Origin of the sequence: Ureibacillus thermophilus, assembly GCF_004331915.1 — a bacterium.
GTDB lineage: Bacteria > Bacillota > Bacilli > Bacillales_A > Planococcaceae > Ureibacillus > Ureibacillus thermophilus.
In genome coordinates this window covers 696,567-718,814 of sequence record NZ_CP036528.1, presented here as the reverse complement: position 1 = coordinate 718,814, position 22,248 = coordinate 696,567, and the positions used below count along the sequence as shown (strand labels likewise).

At 36.6% G+C, this 22,248-nt stretch carries 18 protein-coding genes, 1 tRNA gene, 1 rRNA gene, 3 pseudogenes and 1 riboswitch; of the genes and pseudogenes, 10 read left to right on the top strand and 13 right to left on the bottom strand.

Features of this window, described 5'->3' with window-relative positions:
* Nucleotides 1-133 precede the first annotated feature (133 nt).
* The 4 genes and pseudogenes from DKZ56_RS03515 to rrf all read right to left on the bottom strand — a co-directional run bounded on the left by DKZ56_RS03515 (nt 134) and on the right by rrf (nt 1,615).
* A tRNA-Asn gene (locus DKZ56_RS03515) sits at nt 134-208 on the bottom strand.
* A 212-nt stretch (nt 209-420) separates the two neighbouring features.
* A pseudogene (locus DKZ56_RS15700) lies at nt 421-855 on the bottom strand (ISL3 family transposase); the annotation flags it as partial.
* Nucleotides 824-1,114, bottom strand: coding sequence for a transposase (locus DKZ56_RS15930; protein WP_222837136.1), 291 nt, complete (start codon nt 1,112-1,114; stop codon nt 824-826). The gene DKZ56_RS15930 and the pseudogene DKZ56_RS15700, both read right to left, overlap by 32 nt.
* Before the next feature lie 385 nt (nt 1,115-1,499).
* Nucleotides 1,500-1,615, bottom strand: a 5S ribosomal RNA gene (gene rrf, locus DKZ56_RS03505).
* A gap of 518 nt (nt 1,616-2,133) precedes the next feature.
* Here rrf and DKZ56_RS03500 point away from each other — a divergent pair.
* Nucleotides 2,134-2,781 carry a hypothetical protein gene (locus tag DKZ56_RS03500; protein ID WP_208651327.1) on the top strand — a complete coding sequence of 216 codons (648 nt, stop codon included), beginning with the start codon at nt 2,134-2,136 and terminating at the stop codon, nt 2,779-2,781.
* 123 nt (nt 2,782-2,904) lie between these two features.
* Here DKZ56_RS03500 and DKZ56_RS03495 read toward each other — a convergent pair whose 3' ends face one another.
* Nucleotides 2,905-3,594: a KinB-signaling pathway activation protein gene (locus DKZ56_RS03495; protein WP_208651326.1), complete on the bottom strand. Its 690-nt coding sequence runs from the start codon at nt 3,592-3,594 to the stop codon at nt 2,905-2,907.
* Between the two features lie 153 nt (nt 3,595-3,747).
* Here DKZ56_RS03495 and gerD point away from each other — a divergent pair, with 153 nt between their 5' ends.
* Nucleotides 3,748-4,362 (top strand): spore germination lipoprotein GerD, encoded by a 615-nt coding sequence (gerD, locus tag DKZ56_RS03490; protein WP_208651325.1) that lies wholly within the window; start codon nt 3,748-3,750, stop codon nt 4,360-4,362.
* Between the two features lie 241 nt (nt 4,363-4,603).
* Here the strand turns inward: gerD and DKZ56_RS03485 are convergent, their stop codons facing one another.
* From DKZ56_RS03485 to DKZ56_RS03470, 4 genes are all read right to left on the bottom strand, one after another.
* On the bottom strand, nt 4,604-5,659 hold the full coding sequence (locus DKZ56_RS03485) for an Mrp/NBP35 family ATP-binding protein (RefSeq protein WP_208651324.1): 1,056 nt from the start codon (nt 5,657-5,659) through the stop codon (nt 4,604-4,606).
* 82 nt (nt 5,660-5,741) lie between these two features.
* The gene (cwlD, locus tag DKZ56_RS03480) at nt 5,742-6,455 is read right to left on the bottom strand and encodes an N-acetylmuramoyl-L-alanine amidase CwlD (protein ID WP_208651323.1); all 714 of its coding nucleotides are present in this window, start codon (nt 6,453-6,455) and stop codon (nt 5,742-5,744) included.
* Nucleotides 6,456-6,594: 139 nt separating this feature from the next.
* The gene (locus tag DKZ56_RS03475; RefSeq protein WP_208651322.1) at nt 6,595-8,412 is read right to left on the bottom strand and encodes an ABC transporter ATP-binding protein; all 1,818 of its coding nucleotides are present in this window, start codon (nt 8,410-8,412) and stop codon (nt 6,595-6,597) included.
* Nucleotides 8,405-10,141: an ABC transporter ATP-binding protein gene (locus DKZ56_RS03470; protein WP_208651321.1), complete on the bottom strand. Its 1,737-nt coding sequence runs from the start codon at nt 10,139-10,141 to the stop codon at nt 8,405-8,407. The genes DKZ56_RS03475 and DKZ56_RS03470 overlap by 8 nt, the downstream gene beginning before the upstream one ends.
* A 146-nt stretch (nt 10,142-10,287) precedes the next feature.
* A riboswitch (cobalamin riboswitch) is annotated at nt 10,288-10,461 on the top strand.
* A gap of 88 nt (nt 10,462-10,549) precedes the next feature.
* Between DKZ56_RS03470 and cobT the strand changes: the two genes are divergently transcribed.
* Complete coding sequence (cobT, locus tag DKZ56_RS03465; protein WP_208651320.1) at nt 10,550-11,620, top strand: nicotinate-nucleotide--dimethylbenzimidazole phosphoribosyltransferase; 1,071 nt, start codon at nt 10,550-10,552, stop codon at nt 11,618-11,620.
* Nucleotides 11,621-12,011: 391 nt separating this feature from the next.
* Here the strand turns inward: cobT and DKZ56_RS03460 are convergent.
* Nucleotides 12,012-12,685: pseudogene (locus tag DKZ56_RS03460) on the bottom strand (SOS response-associated peptidase).
* Nucleotides 12,686-12,820: 135 nt separating this feature from the next.
* On the opposite strand from DKZ56_RS03460, the gene DKZ56_RS03455 reads away from it, so the two are divergent.
* Both DKZ56_RS03455 and DKZ56_RS03450 read left to right on the top strand, forming a co-directional pair.
* A complete protein-coding gene (locus DKZ56_RS03455; protein WP_208651319.1) occupies nt 12,821-13,675 on the top strand; it encodes a carbon-nitrogen hydrolase family protein in 855 nt (284 codons plus the stop codon).
* A 13-nt stretch (nt 13,676-13,688) separates the two neighbouring features.
* On the top strand, nt 13,689-14,354 hold the full coding sequence (locus DKZ56_RS03450) for a GNAT family N-acetyltransferase (protein ID WP_208651318.1): 666 nt from the start codon (nt 13,689-13,691) through the stop codon (nt 14,352-14,354).
* Nucleotides 14,355-14,401: 47 nt separating this feature from the next.
* On the opposite strand, the pseudogene DKZ56_RS03445 reads toward DKZ56_RS03450, so the two are convergent.
* Nucleotides 14,402-15,477: pseudogene (locus DKZ56_RS03445) on the bottom strand (PQQ-dependent sugar dehydrogenase).
* Nucleotides 15,478-15,563: 86 nt separating this feature from the next.
* Between DKZ56_RS03445 and DKZ56_RS03440 the strand changes: the two are divergent.
* The 5 genes from DKZ56_RS03440 (at nt 15,564) to DKZ56_RS03420 (ending at nt 19,550) form a co-directional block, all read left to right on the top strand.
* Entirely contained in the window at nt 15,564-15,761 is a 198-nt protein-coding gene (locus DKZ56_RS03440) for a hypothetical protein (protein ID WP_208651317.1), read from the top strand.
* Complete coding sequence (tnpB, locus tag DKZ56_RS03435; protein ID WP_208649916.1) at nt 15,751-16,104, top strand: IS66 family insertion sequence element accessory protein TnpB; 354 nt, start codon at nt 15,751-15,753, stop codon at nt 16,102-16,104. Before DKZ56_RS03440 ends, tnpB begins: the two co-directional genes overlap by 11 nt.
* 3 nt (nt 16,105-16,107) lie before the next feature.
* Nucleotides 16,108-16,467 carry an IS66 family transposase gene (locus DKZ56_RS15325; protein ID WP_222837135.1) on the top strand — a complete coding sequence of 120 codons (360 nt, stop codon included), beginning with the start codon at nt 16,108-16,110 and terminating at the stop codon, nt 16,465-16,467.
* A gap of 1,078 nt (nt 16,468-17,545) precedes the next feature.
* Complete coding sequence (locus DKZ56_RS03425; protein WP_208651316.1) at nt 17,546-18,511, top strand: tyrosine-type recombinase/integrase; 966 nt, start codon at nt 17,546-17,548, stop codon at nt 18,509-18,511.
* Between the two features lie 667 nt (nt 18,512-19,178).
* Nucleotides 19,179-19,550, top strand: coding sequence for a hypothetical protein (locus DKZ56_RS03420; RefSeq protein WP_173732495.1), 372 nt, complete (start codon nt 19,179-19,181; stop codon nt 19,548-19,550).
* A gap of 299 nt (nt 19,551-19,849) precedes the next feature.
* On the opposite strand, the gene istB is transcribed toward DKZ56_RS03420, so the two are convergent.
* On the bottom strand, nt 19,850-20,599 hold the full coding sequence (gene istB, locus DKZ56_RS03415; protein ID WP_208651315.1) for an IS21-like element helper ATPase IstB: 750 nt from the start codon (nt 20,597-20,599) through the stop codon (nt 19,850-19,852).
* Nucleotides 20,592-22,121 (bottom strand): IS21 family transposase, encoded by a 1,530-nt coding sequence (gene istA / locus DKZ56_RS03410; protein WP_245989626.1) that lies wholly within the window; start codon nt 22,119-22,121, stop codon nt 20,592-20,594. Before istA ends, istB begins: the two co-directional genes overlap by 8 nt.
* Nucleotides 22,122-22,248 lie beyond the last annotated feature (127 nt).

The following is a 22,248-nucleotide window of genomic DNA, read 5'->3' as shown; positions in this document are numbered from 1 at the left end:
TCACTATCCCTATTAACATTCTTGGTTTAATGACGGAAGAATAAAAAAGGTTGATAGTTTATAAGGTAGGATTATGAGAATTGCATTTATAGAGGATGGTATAAAGATAGGAGATAAAAAAAGGCAAAAAAAATGGCTCCGAAGGTAGGATTCGAACCTACGACCAATCGGTTAACAGCCGATTGCTCTACCACTGAGCTACTTCGGAACGATCTTAATAAAGTTATATTGATTGAGTACAAATTATATTATAACCATATTTTCATTTTTTTCAAGTAGTAAAATTAGAAAGTTTTTTTCCTCGCTTCCTTGATCAGTTAGGGGCATAAAAAAAGGTTCTTTGTCAAATAGTGTTGGTGAAAAAATTTTGTGACTTTCCTGGTATACGTAACCGCACAGCTTAAAGCAACTTCGAATCCTCTAAGCTTTTTTCATTGTGATTAAATTTTGGGTAATCAGAATCCGATTTTTAAAATGGTGGAAGCAGAGATAACCGAAAGAAATGCGTTTAATCACTTTGATTTTGTTATGAATCCCCTCTAAAATGCCGTTGTTATAATCGTATTTCAACGTATTCTCAACGTAATTGATGTATTTGTTGATTGTCTTGATGGCGGGTTTCATATAGCGGGAAACGATATTTTGTTTATTCTCTAATGTTTTCTTTAGGAGCTCAAAGTCTTTGATTTTGATGCAATGTTGCACGTATTGATATAACTCATAGGACGCTTTTAATTCAGAATCTAAATCAATGAGATAGTGGAGAATCTCCACCTCACACATATGCTTTTTAAAGCAACGATGATATGTATAGTTCTTATAATCAAGTTTTGTTTGATCTTTCAGAAGGAGCTTCCAGTATTTTTTTCAATTTATTGTAATTCTTTTTATCCCGATTTATGACGTTGATGCGCGTTTTGTTTAAAGCTCTGCTAAATAGTTGGAGGATATGGAATTTGTCGAGTATGATTTCCGCTTTAGGGAAAACTTCTTGGAAATATAAGGGCTGTACATATCGATGACAATCGTTTTTACCGCATCTCTCGCCTTCTTGGAATACCGTAAGAAATACTCTTTGAGGACATGTAATTCCTGTCCTCCACGATATCCACAATCTCCCCCGTTTCAGAGTCGCAGAAAATAAAGGACATCGCTCCAGCTGCGGATTTCACTGATTTAAACTCATCAAAACACAAATGCTTTGGAAGGTAGTGAACATTTGGTTGATAATAGCTTTTTTAATCGTTTCGGTAGAACAAAAATTTTCATCAAATGTGATATTTTTGTCTTTTATATTGAGTAGGTTTCGTATAGAATGATGGTAAGACTGTGACATCACTCCTTGTAAATGTGGTTTTGGTCGATTACATTTTACCAGAGTTGCGTCACATGTCTCATTTTTTGTGTAAAAAAATGGTGCTGGTTGTATCCACCAACACCAAATATTATAGAGTCTAAAAAAAGCCACTACCGACTTTCTGCCAGTAATAACTTTTTGAGCCTGGCAACGTCCTACTCTCGCAGGGGGAAGCCCCCAACTACCATCGGCGCTGAAGAGCTTAACTTCCGTGTTCGGTATGGGAACGGGTGTGACCTCTTCGCCATCATCACCAGACTCGCATATGTAACTTATTTTAACAGAAGAGGTCCTTATTTTTTATTGAAAAAATGAAAAACAGCCCATGAAATTTCATTCCAAAATTTCATGGGCTGTTTCCATTTTAGAGGGTAAGCCCGAAATATGTGAGATAAATAAAAAAATGCGCACCCTCTGGTACGCACGATGAATAGCCCTTCAATCCCAAGTTTTTTCGGATTGAGGGCTCCGCTCGACTTGCATGTATTAGGCACGCCGCCAGCGTTCGTCCTGAGCCAGGATCAAACTCTCCAAAAAAGAAAATTTGATTAAGCTCAAAATTTGTCCGTCTCTAATCCGTCAACGAGGGTTAACGAATTAGATTATTTAAACATTAACGTTTTGGTGTTCAGTTTTCAAGGTTCATTCGACATTTTTCTTTGTCTTTCGACGACTTTTATATAATATCATCTTTCAATCATTAAAGTCAACACTTTTTCATAAGTTTTTTTAGGAATCTTTTTTATTCTCAAAAAGCCTAAAAAGGAGTTTGACTGATGTTTCGAAAAATAATCATTGTACTATCTATTATGGTAATTTTCTTGTTGATTTATCCACAAAAAAGTTCAATTGTTTCCGTCTTCCGAATGACCGACAAACCACTTATCATATCAAAAGGAAATTATGGACAATCATTAATTATCGAAGTTTCTTTTACCCATGAGGGACTTCCCGAATGGTTGGAATCCCTGAACGCCCCTTATCCTATCTTCATGCTTGATGCAAGTTGGATTGAACGTTCACCTCAACTAGTGGAATTAATTCAAAAGAAAAACATTCCCACTGGTTTACTAGGTGGAATGGGCAAAGAAGAATATAACATAGAAACCTTAAAAAAGGAAGTAGGAATTTATGAAAAATATTTTCATCAAAAGCCGCTGTGGTTTATGACGAGAGATTATGAATACTCTGAAGGGTTGAAGCGAGCTATGTTTAATGAAGAAATTAATTTATTATCACCATCGCATATTTATCAGGATGGCCAGTCATTGAATCAAGTGAAAGGTGCTATTATCAGCATACAACTTCATGAAGAATCCAAACCGAATTTTAAAAATATTACTGCTTTTATGCAATCCCATAAATTTATCTCTTTAGAGGAAAACATTTTTGGCTATAATATTAAATCTACAAAAATGCCGTAAATACATAATACGTTGTCGGCATATGTAAAATAAGAAAAAGCTGCCCAGAAAGATCATTCTTCTGGACAGCTTTTCGTTTTTTTTTGAGAGCATTTATTAAATCAAACTCTATTGCTTTTTGATTTATTTTGCTGCATTTTTCATTGCGGTTTTTTCCTGTTTTCTGGCTATTTTGCGTTCTTCTAACTTTTTGCGGTCTTCATCGGATTTTTTATTGTATTTTGGTAAAGCTAACAGTTGATAAGCGTTTACGGCTACTAGCGGGAACAACAGCAAAGCGACATATGTATCAATATTGCCTTGGCGTCCCATCAGAGGAATAATCCACTCTAAGCTAGTAATTACAATCATAAAGAACATGGCTGATATTAAAATATGCTTTTTCCCTGTTAACTGTACCTTCTTAATTGCCGTGGCAATAGCCCCAAAAATTAATAATATGAGTAAACCTATATAAAACAGCCAATCTTTTGCATTTTCAGCAGCTGGAGCAAAACGGAAAATAATTAAATCTCCTACCACAACAATCATCAATAGGACTTGTACCCAGTTCCATAAAGTTAACGTTCTAAAAACGCCCACCCCGATTTGGTGGATTGTTAAGTAAGCAAAGAATCCTGCTTGGGAAATGACGCTCATTGTGAAACCCAACATTATCATCCAAAGAAAGGCGGCGATAAACTCTCCTATTTCTCCATTTGATAAGTATTCACTGAAAAAATTCCAACGAATAATGATGCCTGCCACTCCTGTGACGACACCGCCGATCAGCATACACATCAAGAAAAATTTAAACCAATTTCGTATTGTCACGATAATGCTCCCCTTATTTTTTTCAATTCATTCATTATTTTATCAATGGTTTTTTAAAAAAGCTATCTAAGTTCTAAACCTGTACATATTTATAAAAGGAATTGTGAACAATAATGAAAAATAGAGCCTTTATATAGAAAGGACTGAGAAAAGGTGAAAAATCCCCTGTTTAATCGATTGCTAACCATAACATTCCTATTGTTGTTGCTCGCTAGTTGTTCCGATGCTACGACTGCCCAACCTTCTTATGAAGAAGTGAAGAAGATTGTTGTTGATGCCATTCAAACGGAAGAAGGGAAAAAAGCAATTCGACAATTATTGGAAGACCCTAGTTTTAGGGAGCTGGTGGTACTGGAGCACAATGAAGTAGAAACAGCCATCAATAATTCACTGATGTCAGAACATGCTCAAGAATTTTGGAGAAAAACCTTCGAAGATCCAAAATTTAAAGAATCCATGGCAAAAAGCATGAAAGATCAGCAAACCGAAATTATGAAGCAGTTAATGAAAGATGCATCCTTTCAACAAGAGTTAATTACATTTTTTGGACAACCGGATATGAAAAAAGAATTGGAATCCATCTTAAAGAGTGCTGAGCTGAGAAAAGAAATTGAAAAAGTGGTCATGGAAACAATTGAGAGTCCATTACTCCAAACAAAATGGCAAGAGTTGATTAAGAAGAGTGGAGAATCTGGAGGTTCAAAGGAAAACGAAAAGGAAAAAGATTCTAGCGGAGGACAAGGACAATCAGATGGTGGAGATATGTAGCTAATGGCGCAAAAAATGCGGTTTTATCCATTAGCAAAAAAGCGACGGGGCGCGTCTGAAAAGTCATTTCAAGATGCCCCCTTTGCATCTGTCGCACACGCTTAGCCGCAGATAAATTACGACGAGGAGCGCGTTTAATGTTACAACCGCAGGAGCAAAGATTTTTCATATGATTTTACTATTCGAAATGGGGCTGTCCAGAAAGATTTACACTTTCTGGACAGCCCCTTCGCTCTTTTCTTTATTGTTCCAATTTATCAATTACTTTTTGAGCAATATCCATATAAATTTTGCCTGTTGGATGGTCTGGTTCGTAAATAGATGGAGCAAAATCCTCATTATTCCAATCCGGTTGTCCTAGAGGAATTTGACCTAATAAATCCGTGCGCAATTCTTCCGCAAGTTTTTTGCCGCCGCCTTTGCCAAAGACATATTCCCGCTCGCCAGTTTTGGATTCATACCAAGACATATTTTCAATGACGCCAAGCACTTCATGGTTTGTTTGAACAGCCATTGCTCCTGCCCGCGCTGCTACAAATGCCGCTGTTGGATGTGGAGTTGTGACAATAATTTCTTTTGAAGTTGGCAATGCTTGGTGAACATCTAACGCAACATCACCAGTTCCAGGCGGCAAATCAAGTAGCAAATAGTCAATATCTCCCCACTCGACATCGCGGAAGAATTGATCTAGTACTTTTCCAAGCATTGGACCGCGCCAAATAATCGGTGCGTTATTTTCCACGAAAAATCCCATGGAAATGACTTTTACTCCTTTGCGTTCCACAGGATAAATTCGCTCATTTTTGACAGTCGGCATTTCTTCAATTCCCATCATATCAGGAACACTGAAACCGTAAATATCTGCATCAATTAAGCCCACCTTTTTACCTAAACGGGCTAAAGACACCGCTAAATTGACAGATACGGTAGATTTTCCTACTCCACCTTTCCCTGATGCAATGGCAATGACTTTTACTGTGGATAAAGGTGATAAAATATCATGAGTTTCCGATTCTGTCGCTTTTCCACGGAAACTTTCAATTACATCAGCTGGCAATTCTTCAAATCGAATGCCTACTGTGGAAACACCGGCTTCTTTTAATTTTTCAACGATTTTCATCTGCAATTGTAATTGTTCTGGTGTATTCGTTTTGGCAATTGCTACTTTAACGCTTACATGATTTTTTTCTTCTTTTATTGATACATTAACAATACCGTTTGTATCTTTTAATGGTCTATGTAAAAACGGATCTTCAAGTTGTCCTACAATTTCGCGAACTTGTTGTTCATTAATCACGATAAACACTCCCCTATATTTGCTTCCAATACTAGTATAAGTATAACACACCGATTGCTATTAATAGCTATATTTACTTTGCTTATTCAATCTCCAAATTTGCATACTTTTCAATACCGCTTACAATTGCATCTGCCATTTTTTCTTGGTATTTTTCATCTGATAATAGAGATCTTTCTTCAGGATTGCTCAAAAATCCTGTTTCCACAAGTACTGCTGGAACCTCTGCTTTTTTCAATAGATAAATTTGTTTAATGGCCAAAGCTTCCCGATCTGTATTTTGTAAGTTATCTCTTATAGAAGATTGAATGGATTTTGCAAGCAGCTCGCTGTTTGGATGACCTTCTTTGTGGTAAAACACTTGTGCGCCTCTCCATTTTTCTCCTGGAATAGCATTTGCGTGGATGGTGATGAAAATATCAGGATTGCTTTCTTTTACAATTTGTTCCCTCAAAAAGATGTCTTGTTTTTTTCTTTCTCTTAAAGTGGAAAATTCTTCACTTGGCGCATGTTCTGAAAGTACGTCTCCATCCGTTGTTCTTGTCATAACTACTTCCGCACCCAATCGTTTTAATTTTCTTTCCACTTTTTTCGCAATCGCTAGTGTAATATCTTTTTCTACTACATTTTCTGCCGATGCTCCCCCATCAATCCCACCATGGCCTGCATCCACAACGATTTTCACCCCACCAAGCGGCTCCGGAAGGAAAAATCGATTGTCGGATGCGCTTGTCTCATACATAACCACTAAAAAACAGCAGAGCAAAATCACAATTAGTGCAATCCATCGTTTCAAATCTACTACACCGCCTTTTGCAACCTTTTGCACTACTATACGCTGGAAGAAGGGCTTGTATGAGTACAATATCTGTCGAAAAAACTTAACGTAATTCTAAACAAAAAAACTGCCCCATATCCTTGGAGCAGTGCAAAATCTAAATTTCTTCTCCTTGAAGAGATTGCTTTTGCAATTGAGCATAAAATCCTTTCAATGCCATTAATGAATCATGATTTCCTTGCTCTATGATTTCCCCGTCATTAATTACTAATATGCGGTCTGCATTTTCAATCGTTTTTAAACGGTGGGCGATAACAAAGCTTGTACGGCCTTTCATTAAATTATTTAATCCTTTTTGAATATGCACTTCCGTCATCGTATCCACGCTGGAAGTTGCTTCATCTAAAATTAAAATGTCCGGATTTTTTAAAATTGCCCGCGCAATGGCAATGAGCTGTCTTTGCCCCTGGCTTAAATTTTTGCCTCCGGATTCAATCATTGTTTCATATTGCTGCGGCAAATATTTAATAAAGGAATGGGCATAGGCAATTTTCGCCGCCTTTTCGACTTCCTCGTCCGTTGCATCCAGTTTGCCAAACCTAATATTCTCTCTTACAGTTCCTGAAAATAAATACGTATCTTGCAAAACGACGCCGATGGAATCCCGTAAATGTTCTATGGAATAGGACTTAATATTTTCACCATCTATTAAAATTTCACCGCTTGATACATTATAAAATCGGCTCAACAATTGGATAATAGTCGTTTTTCCTGAACCCGTAGGGCCAACAAGAGCTACAATTTCACCTGCACTTGCTTTAAATGAAATATTTTTTAATACCGGCTTATCTTTTTCATAATAGAAATAGACATTGCGGAACTCCACATTTCCTTCCAACGGGCGGCGAGGAAGAGAATGGGGCGCATCCGTGATTTCGATTGGTTCATCCAATACTTCAAACACCCGTTCAGCTCCAGCAATAGCTGATTGAAAGGTATTTAGCAAGTTCGAAAGTTGGTTAATTGGGCGGAAAAACTGTCTAGCATAGGTTACAAATGACGTGATGACGCCTACCGTCACAAGGGAATGAACTGCCAAAATCGCACCAACGCCAACAATCAATCCTTGTCCGAGGTTGTTGATGAAATTATTCGTTGGCCCTAAAAGCCCTGATACCATTTCCGATTGCATAGCTGAACCACGCAATCGCTCGTTGGCCTCATGAAAGTCTTGAATCGTTTTTTGTTCTTTCCCAAAAAGCGTTACAATTTCCGAATTGGAAATCGTTTCTTCAATATACCCGTTTAAATTTCCTAAATCCCGCTGCCGGTTTTGATAGTTCACACTGCTTCGTTTGATGATTTGTTTTGTCGACGTTACAATTAACGGAATGATAAGCAGCGTCACAAGGGCTAAAATCCAGTTTAAATATAGCATCGCAACGGCCGTTCCTACAAGAGATAAGATGGACGAGATAATTTGAATCACGCTTTGGGAAAGGGCAAAATTCAAATTATCAATATCATTCGTCATGCGGCTCATTAAATCACCTTGCTGTTTTTTATCGAAAAAGGAAATCGGCAATGATTGAAGTTTTTCAAACAATTCCAGACGCAAATGTTGGATGGTTTTTAATGATGCCCGAATCATGACAAAGGTTTGCAGCCAAGTCAAAAGGGAAGATGCAATAAAAATAGCTGCTAGCAATATTCCCATCCGAACCGTCCCTTTTACATCAAGGGGCAAAACATGATGGTCGATTATATATCCAATCATGAATGGACCTAGAATATTCAAAATGGAAGTAATGACAACAAAAAAAATAACGCTGATAATGCTAATTTTTTGTTTCTTTAAATAACTCCAAATCCGTTTAATCGTCGCCTTTTGGTTTTTTATCTTTGCCGCCGGAGCGCCCGGACCCCTCCCTGGACCTCTGCCTTTGCCTGAAAGGGATTCCTGCAATCTATTCATGCAGTATACCTCCCTTTTCAACTTGAGTTGCTACAATTTCTCTATAATGTTCGCTTGTTTTTAATAATTCTTCATGAGTGCCTTTAGCAACAATGCGGCCATCTTCTAAAACAAGAATGAGATTTGCGTGTTGAATGGATGAAATTTTGGATGACACAATGAACTTCGTGCTGCCTTTCAATTCTTTCATATTCTTTTGAATCATCTTTTCTGTGATGCTATCCACTGCTGAAGTGGTATCATCCAATACTAAAATTTTTGGTTTTCGAATTAATGCCCGGCTCATGGCAAGCCGCTGCTTCTGACCACCGGATAAATTCGTTGCCCCTTGGGTTAACTCATGCTGCTCTTTTTTATCCAGCTTTTCAACAAATTCAATGGCATTGGATGCTACAAGTGCCTCTTTAATTTCTTCTTTCGTTGCATCACTTTTTCCATACTTCAAGTTTTCCTCAATGGTTGTTGAAAACAATGTCGCTTTTTGAGGCGCAAAAGCCATCGCGTTTCTTAATGTTTCGATGTCATATTGCTGAATTGGAAAGCCGTCAATATAAATCGTTCCTTCATCCACATCCATTAAGCGCGCTAGCAGTTTTATTAATGTGGATTTTCCGCTGCCGGTCATCCCGATGATTCCGACAGTGCTACCCGCTTTCGCTTCAAAGGAGATATCTTTCAACACCGGTTCCACTTGTTTATTGTAGGAAAAACTTACATGCTCAAAGTTCACATCACCAAGGATTTCTTTTTTCACTGGATTTTCTGCATTCGTAATGTCCGGCTGTTCTTCTAATACAACCACAACCCGTTCCGCACTTGGAATCGCCCGCGCAATCTGAATTAATACATTACTGGAACTCATAAGGCCATTCATAATCATCATTAAATAGTTGATGAACGCCACAATCACCCCGATCTCATTGGCACCTGCCTCCACCTTTACCACACCAAGCATAAGCGCAAGCACGATGCCAATATTCACAACAAACTGTGTAATAGGCATTAAAGCGGCAATGACTTGGTCGGCTGTCATATTGCGCTTCGTTAATTCTTCATTGACTCCTGTAAATTGCTTCACTTGGTGGCGCATGCGGTTAAATGCTTTAATGACGCGGATGCCTGACAAATTTTCCTGCACACGTGTATTCACGCCGTCAATCGCTTCTTGCACTTTTCGGAATAATGTAATGGATAATTTAATAAACACATATAAACAGATGATTAAAACAGGAACAACGAAAAATAATATAGGAAATAAATCCCTTGCCGTGAAGAATACGACCAAGACGGCCCCAATAAACATGAAAGGACCTCGGACAAACACTTTTAAAAGCATATTCAATGCTCTTTGCAGCATTTCAACATCGTTTGTTAAATTGGTAATCAACTTTCCTAACGTGAACTTGTCCTTATTGCTGTTTGAAAAATAAGTAATCGTTTCATATAAGTCTGCCCGAATATCGGCCGCAAAGTTGACCGCTGCTTTAGAACTGAAAAAATTGCAGCCTGCCCCTCCAAGCCAACCGATTATGGCGCATGCAATCATCACAATAAACATCCCAACGATATAGAGTGTATTATTCATTACAATTCCATCATCGATGATTTTTTGCATAATGGTTGGCTGTACTAAATCCATCGCTACTTCTAATATCATGAGAATCGGCGCCAACACAGCAAAATGCTTATAGGGCTTTAAATATTTTGAAAGCTTTAACACTGCATGCATGTTTTAACTCCTTCACTACTGTGCTTCCATACTTTATCGTCAAGATATTAAGCTCCTCCATATTTCAACATTCATCAAGCCTTTTATGCAATAGGCAACCGAAAAATCTTGACGAGAATTTATTTTCATCATACAGTATTTTAAAAAGAATATCCTCGTAATTAGGTGCCCATTTAGGGAGAATAGGGAATAAAGTGAGAATCTTTAGCGGACCCACCACTGTATCGGGGAGCAATATAGAAAATGCCACTGGGAAACTGGGAAGGCCTATATTTGCGATGAACCTAAGCCAGGAGACCTGCCTAATTACTTGAAAACATACAGTACGATGGTAAAGTCTGTAGTTTATTTGGCATGCCAATAAACTGCAGACTTTTCTTATTTCAATAATCGATGGAGGAGATTCAATTGGAACTATTGCAATCGACATTACAAAACATTAAACAACTTAATAAAGAAGTGATGGAAAAAGCAAGAGAAAGAGTAGATGCTCTTTGTAAACCGCCAGGCAGTTTAGGAAAATTAGAACAAATCGCGATACAACTTGCTGGAATATCTGAGAAACTAGAGCTTGATGTATCCAATAAAGCGGTTATTTCATTAGCTGCGGATCACGGAGTATATGAAGAAAATGTTTCAAATAACCCCCAATTTGTAACGGTAATGCAGGCAATTGGCTTTGCTAAAGGGTTTACAGGAGTATGTGCTATTGCAAAAGCAGCAGGTGCAAAAGTCGTTCCAGTAGATATTGGCATTAAAGAAGATTTACCAAAAGATTCTGGAGTCATCGTCAAAAAAGTGAAATACGGAACGGATAATATGGCTAAGGGACCAGCAATGTCACGACAAGAAGCGATTCAAGCGATTGAAGTAGGTATTGAAATTGCCGATGAACAAGTGAAACAAGGTATCCATGTTTTAGCAACTGGAGAAATGGGAATTTGTAATACCACTCCAAGTAGTGCTGTCCTATCCGCATTCTGTGGTTGTGACCCGGCTATTGTAACAGGTATGGGAGCTGGGGTAGATAGTCTTCAACATAAGATTGACGTCATTCGAAGATCTCTTGACATAAATACGCCAAATCCAAATGACCCAATTGATGTGTTAGCGAAAGTTGGCGGTTTGGAATTAGGGGGAATGGCAGGCGTAGTCCTAGGTGCTGCAGCAAATCGTGTTCCTGTAGTAGTGGACGGTTTTATTTCCACAGTTTCTGCACTTATTGCTTATAAATTAGAACCGAAAGTGAAGGATTACATTATTCCATCCCATCTGTCAGAAGAGCCTGGAGCAAAAATTGTAAACGAGTTATTAGGGTTAGAGCCTATGTTGAATATGAATATGCGATTAGGCGAAGGTTCAGGAGCAGCCCTTGCTTTTCCTATTCTTGATGCCGCATGTTCTATGATGAACACCATGACTACTTTAGAAGAATCTCATCAATATATGCTAAAAATCATGGGGAGTCAAACAGTTTAAAGGATAGAGGTTGGGACAAATCTAAAAAAAGAGGCTGGGACAAAACCCCCTCTAAAATGGAAACAGCCCATGAAATTTTGGAATGAAATTTCATGGGCTGTTTTTCATTTTTTCAATAAAAAATACCAAAAACAATGGGGATAAATGGAAAAAAGGAGAATTTGAGTTGGCTCAAATTCTCCTTTTTCCTATCTAGAAGCTAGTTTTGTCCCAGCCTCTTTTTTGATATGTTATTAAAATTGATTTCCGTTCCGGGGACGCTTTCCACGGGCCCGGCTCGTCGCAGGAGTCGCCCCGTCACTTCAATCAATTTTTCGTTAGTTCAATTTTTTATCAAAACTATTTCAACTCCCCCTTTCATTTTTTGTTTATGTCCCCGCCTCCTTTATTATCATAAAGAAACTCTTTCAATTAATTCCTTTGAATTGTTTTTCGGAGAATTTACTAGATTAAATACTGGATAGGCAGTTAACCACTCTGAAAGGCAAGGTTTAAGCAGCGATTTTAATTTCTTTCACCCCTAATGAGAGTCTAACCATTCTTTTTGCTGTTCCTTATTTAAAATGACCGGCATTCGGTCATGGATTGGGGCCATTAATTCATTTTCCTTCGTTGTTAAGATCGTACACGTATGAATCTTTTCTCCCTCTTGACTGCGCCAAGTATTCCATAATCCCGCAACTGCAAATACTTCGTCATCTTTCCTTTTTATTCGCATTGGGACTTTCGAATTTCCTTCCCTTTTCCATTCGTAAAAGGAGTCATCGGGATAATACATCTCCGTTCATAAAATGATTTTTAAAAACTTGCTTTCTCGTCGACAGTTTCAGATCGGGCATTGATTATTTTTGATGCGATATTTCCGTCTTTTGCCTACGAAGGAAGGAATCCCTATTTTAAGAACCCCATACGATTTTTATCTCCATCATTAATGATTGCTACAATTTGTTGACTTGGAGCAATATTATAACTTTCCTTGTATAACTCCTCGGAAAAAGCCTCTGCTACATCAAATTCTTCAATCAACTGATGATACGAGCAAAACAACGTAAATCGACCACACATAGCCATCCCCAAAAAATTAAAGTTTTCATTATAAGTATTTTCTACTTCATTTCATCATAAAAAAACAGTATGATAAAAATACAGTATGGAAGCAATATCCGAACTTTCAATTACTGTAATAAAGGAGCAAAGCATATGAAATTAAGAGTATCTGCAGTTCAATATCATTTACACACGATTCAATCATTCGAAGATTTTGCCATGCAATGTGAACACTACATCAAAACCGCTTTGGAATTTGATTCGGATTTTATCGTGTTTCCAGAATTTTTAACAACTCAATTACTTTCTTTCAAAAAGCAAAATGGTTCAAATCAAACAATCCATGATTTACCTAGTTATACAGAACAATATGAAGATTTATTTATTAAATTTGCTAAAAAATACAATATCCATATTATCGGCGGAACACATGTAGTAGAAGTTAACAATCAACTACGAAATACCGCATTTTTCTTTGACCCTGAAGGCCGCATTATGCGACAAGAAAAGCTGCATATCACGCCAGTTGAAATCAGCGCTTGGAATATGGCAAAAGGAGAAGAATTAAAAATTTTTGACACCAAATATGGAAAGATTGCGATTTTAACTTGTTACGATATTGAATTTCCTGAAATTGTACGTATAGCGAAAGCGCGAGGAGCCGATATCATTTTTTGTCCTTCCTGTACCGATAACCAACATGGGTATTATCGTGTTCGATATACAAGTCATGCTCGGGCAATAGAAAATCAAGTATATGTCGTTCTATCAGGAACTGTAGGTTCACTTCCAACTGTTGACTTTATGAGATCGAACTTTAGTCAAGCAGCTATTATCACTCCTAATGATATTCCTTTCCCTCCAAGAGGGGTTTTAGCAGAAGGAGAAGTCAATCAAGATATGATTATTACCGCTGATTTAGATTTAAATCTTCTCTATGAAGTAAGGAACCATGGTTCAGTAACAACCTGGAAAGATCGTAGAACCGATTTATATACGGATTGGTAGAGGAGGAGAATCCATGTACAGAAGCGAACAGTTTATTTTTATCGGACAAAAAGCCGTTCCTATCGTCATTCGTAATTATAAAAAAGAAGATTTTACACAACTAATCGACCTTCAAGTTGAATCTTTCCCTCCGCCATTTCCACAAGAACTGTTGTGGAATGAAAAACAATTAAAAAATCATATTAATATTTTTCCCGAAGGTGCTATTTGTGTTGAAATTGATGGAAAAATAGCTAGTTCCTTAACAAGTCTCTGTGTACAATTTGACCCTGCCAAACCAAAACATTCTTGGGCAGAAATAACCGACAATGGTTATATTACAAATCATGATGCAAATGGAAATACTTTATATATTGTCGATATTTCTGTTCGTCCAAGCTTTCGTTCATTAGGCCTTGGTAAACTCATGATGCAGACAATGTATCATATTGTAATCGAAAAGAAACTAGATCGCCTTTTAGGTGGTGGAAGAATACCGGGCTATAGCAAATATGCGGATAAGATGAGTGCGGAAGAGTATTTAGAGGCGGTCATCAACGGAACATTACAAGATCCCGTTATCACTTTTCTGTTAAGTTGCGGGCGTGTCCCTATTGCGATTGTTGAGAACTATTTAGAAGATGAAGAATCCTGTAATTATGGAGTGTTAATGGAGTGGAAAAATCCATTTAAAAACTGAACAATAATGGGGTTCTCAAGGAATCATGACTGTGAGCAGCCCCATGTTTAATCGATAGCTGATAGCGAAATGCGATATAATTTATCATCATTTCTTTCTGGGTTTCCACGACCGTCTGTATTATTGGTGATAAAGTACAAGTTATTCTCCTCAATTAAGACATCACGAATTCTACCAAGTCCATTAACGATTTTTCTATATGCACCAGTATTTAAGTTAAATTCCAATACAGCACTACCCCTTAAAGCGGCAACGTAAAGCTTGTTATCAAAATAGGCAATTCCGGAAGGAGCCCACGTATTGTCTGAGCCTGATGTAAAGAGAGGAGCAACCATATTTTCTTTTTCTCTAGTTCCTTCAATCTCTGGCCAACCATAGTTTTTACCAGGTTCAATACGGTTTATTTCATCATTGGCGCTATTGCCATGTTCACTTGCATACATCGTTCCATCTGGTGCCCATGTTAAACCTTGAGGATTTCGATGTCCAAAACTATATACGTAAGAGTTAGGAAAAGGATTATCGGATGGAATCGATCCATCAAAGTGAAGTCTGAGAATTTTTCCACCTAATGAGTTAACATCTTGAGCACTATCAGACTGTAATGCATCGCCGTTGTTGCATAAAGTTTACCATCAGGGCCGATTTTCAACCTTCCGCCATGGTGAACTGCCCCACTCGGTATTTGGTCAAGCAATACCTCTTCCTCAATCCATTTATCATTTTCCAGCCTTAACTGAACGATGCGATTATATTGTCCATCTGAATGATTATAAGTGTAGTATGCAAACGCCTTGTTGGACTCTTGGAAATCGGGGGCTAAGACAAATCCTAACAAACCGGCTTCTGATGCTTTGGAAAAGGGCTTTTCCAAATTGACGGACTGCCTTTCCACCCGCCCGTTTTCAATTTTCACCACATTTCCGGCTCGCTCCGATAAATAAAAAGTGTTTCCTGACTTGTCAATGGACCATGGTATTTGAAGATTGCTCGCAATGACTTCCAGATGATTGCCCGAAAAGGTTTCTACGGCTTTCGGAGGTTGTTTGGGCGAACAAGCGGATAATATGAACACAAACCCGACGAATATGACTAACATTTTAATTCCCTTCATCGCTTTCATTGTAAGCCCGAAATCAAACAACGCCTACAAATCAATGACACATCCCTGTAAGATGAAAGTAACATTTATAGAGGAGGTGTTCTTTTTTGACAACAGAAAAACTTAATATCGTGCCAGTCAAATTGGAATCCGAATCCGATCCAACTCCATCCCCAACAAGTCGTGGCCCACTCAGACCAGTATGCGTCATTCAAGCCAACCATTGCAAAATCTCCTTCTACCCCGGTGTCAAACCTCAATTACTTCAAGCGGTTATCAGGGAGTTGAATCGAAATGATTCATGATTTTACAAAATGCAAAAATATCTATATCATTTGCGGTCATACAGATATGCGAAAAGGAATCGACGGTCTAGCAACGCTAATTCAGGATTCATTCGAACTCGATCCATACAGCGAGGCAATCTTCTTGTTTTGCGGTCGAAGGAAAGATCGTTATAAATGTTTATACTTTGATGGAGATGGCTTCGCTATGCTTTATAAACGATTGGATAACGGCAAACTCCAATGGCCACGAAATGAAAATGAAGTTCGTCGGCTCACACAACAACAACTTCGTTGGTTACTTGAAGGACTCGCAATTCATCAACCGAAAGCCATACAAAAATCTAAAAAAGGTGTCTTTTAACCAATGATTACTAGTGATATAATCAAGACATTATTGAATTTGTACGGAAATGTGGTGAATGATGTGAGCAATGATTCGAATGAAAAATTAATTCAATTATTAGAAGAACAACTCGCGCAATCCAATAAGAGAAATGAAGAACTGTTGAAACAAATTGAATCGTTGTCACAACAAGTTCGCTATTTAATAAAGCTTCTTTATGGCTCAAAATCAGAAAAATCAAAGTACCAAGCTCCAGATGGACAATGTTCTTTATTTGATGATGACTCTTTTTTTAACGAACCTGAGTACCTGAACGCTATTGTATTACTTGTTTCAGCGCTAGCGATGGCAAAGGAAAATAAAGGGAAGAAAGCCGCTTAAAAAAATTCAATGTGAAAAATTCTGCAGGTATGCCCAAAAACAGGATTATTGTAATATTTTGTAAAATAACATGCTGGTAGCTATTTGTCGAGTGCTTTATTTTTTATACTTTTATCCAAAAAATCTAATTTTGCAAAATGCTCAATTGAAAAAAATCAAAAAAATTATATAATTTATTGTAGAGAATTTGTTGTTTTAGTCGCTATTTTAGCGAAAGCCGTCATACCTTCTTTATAGAAGGAGATTCGGCATAATGATTTGTGTCCTTAGATTGTTTAGTTTATAATTTGTAATAGAATTAGTAAAATGTAGTTTCTAGGTATAAAGTTGTTTTATGGATATTTATAAAAAGAGCGATAGTTTAACTCCTAAAAGAGTGAACTATCGCTTTTTTGTTTAATAAAAACTTAGGATTGATATTAAATTTTAGTAAAAAAGGATGGATAGCTAAAAAGGAAAAATGGAAGGAGGATAGGATAAGTATGAAAATGGATTTTAGTTTACTAATGAAAAGATTTTTTAAAAAAGACCAATATTAAATAGGACAGGTTATTTTTTGCAAATGTGTAAGTTAAGAAAGGATCACATTAATGAATTAAACCACGCTTTGAACTTGAGGCGTGGTTATTTGTATTTTGATTGATACACATTACGTATCCACAATGCAGGCAGGTGTTAAAGAGCCGATTGCCATTAGAGCCAGGCAGTTTAAAGATATGGCTGAATGCGTACTAGGAGGAAGTTCCTGCAAGAAAGTTGTGCCTACTACATTGGCGGTACGCATGGAACAGAGCGAATGCTCGCCCAGCCAATAATGGGTATGTTCCGGATAGCACTCATATTTACAAATGAATAATTGGATTAGAAGATTGGGCTTTCTCTTTGCCGAGTATTACAAATAATTATTTTTTTACGTTGTAGTATCGGCAAAGAGAAAGCCCAGACCAAAATTCTTCAATTCCTTGTATTTCGTGATTTCAACGTATTTAATTTCAATTCTTTTTTGAAGAAATGTTGAGGATTGAAGAATTGGCCAATGGGTGTATTATGCCTAAAATTCTAGGAAGGGGTTTAAATTATGAAACATAATATAAAAATAACTCCTTTAATTGAACAAATGGAAAAATTATTTCGTCATACCCGTACAGGATCTTTTAAGACGAGAGCAAGATATAAAAGTAGTTGCAGAAATTTTTTGGATTTTGTTCATAAGGAATTTAAACTTAAAAATATTAAAAACTTACAAGATAAGCATGTGGTCGCATACATCAAAAAAAGACAAGAAGAAGGGGTTTCTCCCAAAACAATTAAGAATGATTTAGTTGCCATTCGATATTTACACGATATGATTCCGAATGCAAAGTATCAATTAAGTGATAATGATGATTTAAAAAAATTATATGAACTTAAATTAGATAAAACCCCAGCAGTAAAAGGGGATCGGGGCTGGACCGATGAGGAGTATAGAAATATATTAAGTTTTGTAAATGAAAAAGCTTCGGAAAACAAAACAGCAGCAGATACAAGGGACGTCATGATTTTATGTAGAACAATGGGGCTAAGAGTGGCAGAGGCTGTTGCAATGAAACGTTCTCAAGCAGAAGAAGCATTGCGTACAGGGATTTATCAGGTACGTGGTGAAGCAAAAAATGGAAAGTGGAGACAAGTACCATTATCCAATGAAGCAAGACAAATGTTACTAAATCGTTTAAAAATAGTTAATAGAGGCGAGAAAGTATTTGTTGGACCAAATGAAAAAACACACCATGCAATCAATAGGGTAGAAAAGTTTTTAGAAAATCATAGAGAAAAATTTGTTACAGAAGAAGGAAAACAAAAAAGAATGTATAAAGGAAAATCAAGTCCCTTAACGTTTCATGGATTACGATATAATTACGTTCAAGATCGAATAAAAGAGGAAATGGAAAAGGGATATAGTTTTGAGCAAGCTGCTTCATTCGTAACAAAAGAGGTTGGTCATGAAAGAATTGATGTTATAAAGGTGTATTTAGGAAATAAAAATGTTTTATTAATCACGGATTAATATTCAAATTAAAATGAAATAATTAAGGCCATATATAATTTGATGACGTAAAAATAGCCTTCAAAGTATTGAGAATAAAGGATTTTTAATTTTGAACGTCAGACGTTGGGGATAAAGAACGTCAGACGTTCTTTAGGGGTTTAAAATCCTTAAAATATTTACGTTTTTAAGAATGCAAATGAGTCAAACGTCAGACGTTATGGCAAAATGACAATAATGGGTGAATCGAACGTCAGACGTTTTTAGCCTCATAATTTGCTAATTCTTTGATACACAAGGGATTACGAGAAGAAAGAATGTCATAAAATATTACTAGGATAAAAATTGAAATAAGAGTAATAGGGAGTTTGAAAAACAAAAATAGTACAAGTCAAGTCGCTGTTTACAGTAAATATGAAATTCTATATACGTCCATGTTGGGATGAGAAATAACATAAGATATCACAAGGAATAAAAAATAATGGGATAACAACACCAACTGGATAGCATGATGCTTCACACTGTCGAGTTCTTTTCCAATTGCTTATCAATAAAGTAAATAAAAAATTGACGGAATTAAACACCGTATTAAAAAATGAATTGTAGTAAAAGGCACAAGGAAAGGTGAAAAATAATACTTGCTATGATAAGTATCAAAGAATTTCTTCGTTAGAAAGGAAGAAAGAGGATGGTTAAACATGGGGCAAAAAAAGTAAAGATTTCCGAGCAAAGACAAATCACGATTCCTGAAGAATTTTATGATGCTTTAAATTTTCAACATGAAGTGATTATTGAATTTATAGGTAAAGCAATTGTGATTTTGCCAAATGAAACAGTGAATTTTTTGGAGGATATTGAAGAAGTTGATTTTTCGGTAGATATATTAAGAGATCTTGTATCCCAAGGATACGAAGGTGAAGAATTGATACAAAAATTTATTGAAATAAAGGCTGAAATTCCAAAGGCTTTGGAGCGTATTAAACAGGAAGCAATGGAGAGAGGAGGTGTTACAGGGGATTTGGAAGAGAATTTTGAGTTGTTGGAGGAAGAAGATTCATAGAGAATTTGTTGCAGCAAAGCTCAAATTGTTAATAGAGAATTTATAGTCATTGATTTTGTGAAAACAATACTTTTCTTTTAACCAAATTTACAAAAATAGATAATTAGTTAATCTTTTTCTTTTTCAATATAGTGCTTATAGAAATCATTGTATTTTTCTTTTTCTTCTTCTGTAAGTAATTTAAGAAATTCGCAAATCATTAATTCGATTAATGAATTAGTGGAATTTGCTTTAACAGTCTCATGTAAACGTCAACCCCAAATGAACAATTTTTGCTCATTTCGGATGAACACTTTTTGCTAAGAAAAAATTGTTTCTTGATGTTTTAATCGGTAACTTTCGTTGTTCATATGAATCACTTCAACTCGATGTAACAGACGGTCAAGTATTGCAGTCATCATCCCTGGATTATCTACGAGTTCTATCCATTGTTCTGGGCTTCGATTGGATGTTAAAATTAACGAACTTCGTTCATATAATTGATGAATAAGCTGGAAGAACAATGTGCCTTCTCGTTGATCCATTGCCATATACATGACATCATCAATTATCACAAGATCTGATGCACGCAGTCTCTTTAACTTAGTTTTTGACTTATTGACATATTCTTCTGTTTTTAATAGCTGAATTAATTCCCCCATGGTCACAAAATACACTTGAAAGCCTTTTTGAATCGCTTCAATTCCAAGGCCAACGGATAATAAAGTTTTTCCCGCTCCAGGTGGTCCAAGTAATATTAAGTTGTATGCTTGTTCTAACCATTGAAATTCACGTAATTGCCTTAATTGCCGCTCTGTAATGGCTGTTTGCTCATCTATATTAAACATACTTAAAGGTTTATAGAACGGGAAACGAGCCCAATTCATTCGTCTTTCAATACTTTTCTCCTCACGTCTTTTTAGTTCATACGTAGTTATCTGTTCTAAGAACTCTAAATATGTCCAAGATGATTGCTCTGCTTTCCGAAGGAGCTCTGGGAGCTCCTCCGCTGTTTCGGATAATCTCAATTGTTTAAAGGCTTGTTGAATTTCTGGAACACTTTTATTCATTTGTTTTTCCTCCCATTCTTTGAATGTATGTATTGAAATCCCTTGTTTCTACAGCTATCGAAGAAACAAGTTTAGTAGAATTGACCTGTATTTCAAGAATGGGATTAGATTCTTGTAGCTTTAAGTAATTTACGACATCTTGAAAAGCATTTGCACTATACAGTTTTTCACGGATACATTTCTCTAACGCCATTGGAATCCAATGAGGATCATTTTCGGCAACCCTTTGTAAAATGAGTAATTGATCACGGCGATAGCGCTTATATCTCTGGCAGATTTCATCAATATATTGTCTCGATGCTTCTCCAGTAGGAAATAAATGAAGCACTCTTTGTTTAAGCATATCAAGCGATTCTGTATGATCTCGTGCATGATTCGTATTTTTAATTAGCTTTCCTTTTTCTAAACTTATCGTGTGCTTGGCAAGTATTTCACCAGTTGTAGGTTCTATGATGATTAATTTTTCATTATTGATTTGCAGATTCACTGTAGAGCATTTCGTATATGTGCCGATAGGTACTGAATAGCGATTCGATTTGTAACGAATCGTGTTGTCCTTATTCACATTCCTTGTTATAATTTCAATAGGGTTGCTTTCTGTTAAAGAAAGCGGTGAGGAGATCTTTCGTAAGTGTTTCTTTTCCAGTTGATACACTTCGTAAGGTCTCTTTTTTATTGTTTGATGCACTTTATAGTTCCCAGTACGTTCTAGCCAATTCCAGGCTTTTTCATTCCAATCTCCGATTGTTGAGAAGATACGATGTGCTGCGAAATTATACTTGATATATTTCACAACGTTCTCAATTTTTCCTTTCGATTGGGGATCTGCTTTTCGACATAGGTAAATCTGAAATTTACGTTCGTTCACATATGCCTGAAATTTCTTTGTTAAGATAAGATCTCCAGCATTTTCGCTTACCGCAATAAGATTGTCTTGATCATAAACAATTTCTTCAGTCATTCCCCCAAAATATCTAAAGGCATTTTCGTGACAACGAATGGTGTCTTTGGTTGTAAAGGGGCGGTCTTGCCATTCCATATACTTTTGTCGAGAGTGAGATAATACAAAGGCAATAAAATAAAGTTTGATGTCCTTATTATCTATTGTTTTCTGAATGGTTTGTCCCCAGTCTACTTGCATTTGTTTTCCTGGTGGTAATTCATCAACAGCTTCATGTTCTCGGGGTTCATCCGTTTTTTCAATTTGATAAATTTCTCTCATCTCTTTGACATACCGACGAACTGTACTTTCTCCAACTTGTAAGTCAGGAAACTTTTCTTGAAGCCAGTCCAAAATTTGTGCTCCACTCATGCTTGGATTTTCTTGTAACCATGTCACAATCCAATCCCGATAGGGATCTAACTTTTTCTTTCGCTCAATCGTGCCAAACTCCTCCACCGCTTCTTCAAATGTCATATTTAAATACTTATAAACTGTATTACGTGAGATTTTCAATTTCCTTGCGATTTGTGAAATTCGCAATCTTTTAGTACGTAATTGATGGATTTCAATATATAACACAAGCTTCTCCTCCACTAGTACAACCTCCAATAAACTTAATAAACTAGTTTATTAGAAGTGTATTTGATAGTGAAAAAGTGTTCAATCCAAATGAGCGGAATCTGTTGATTTTATTTTATCGTTTACA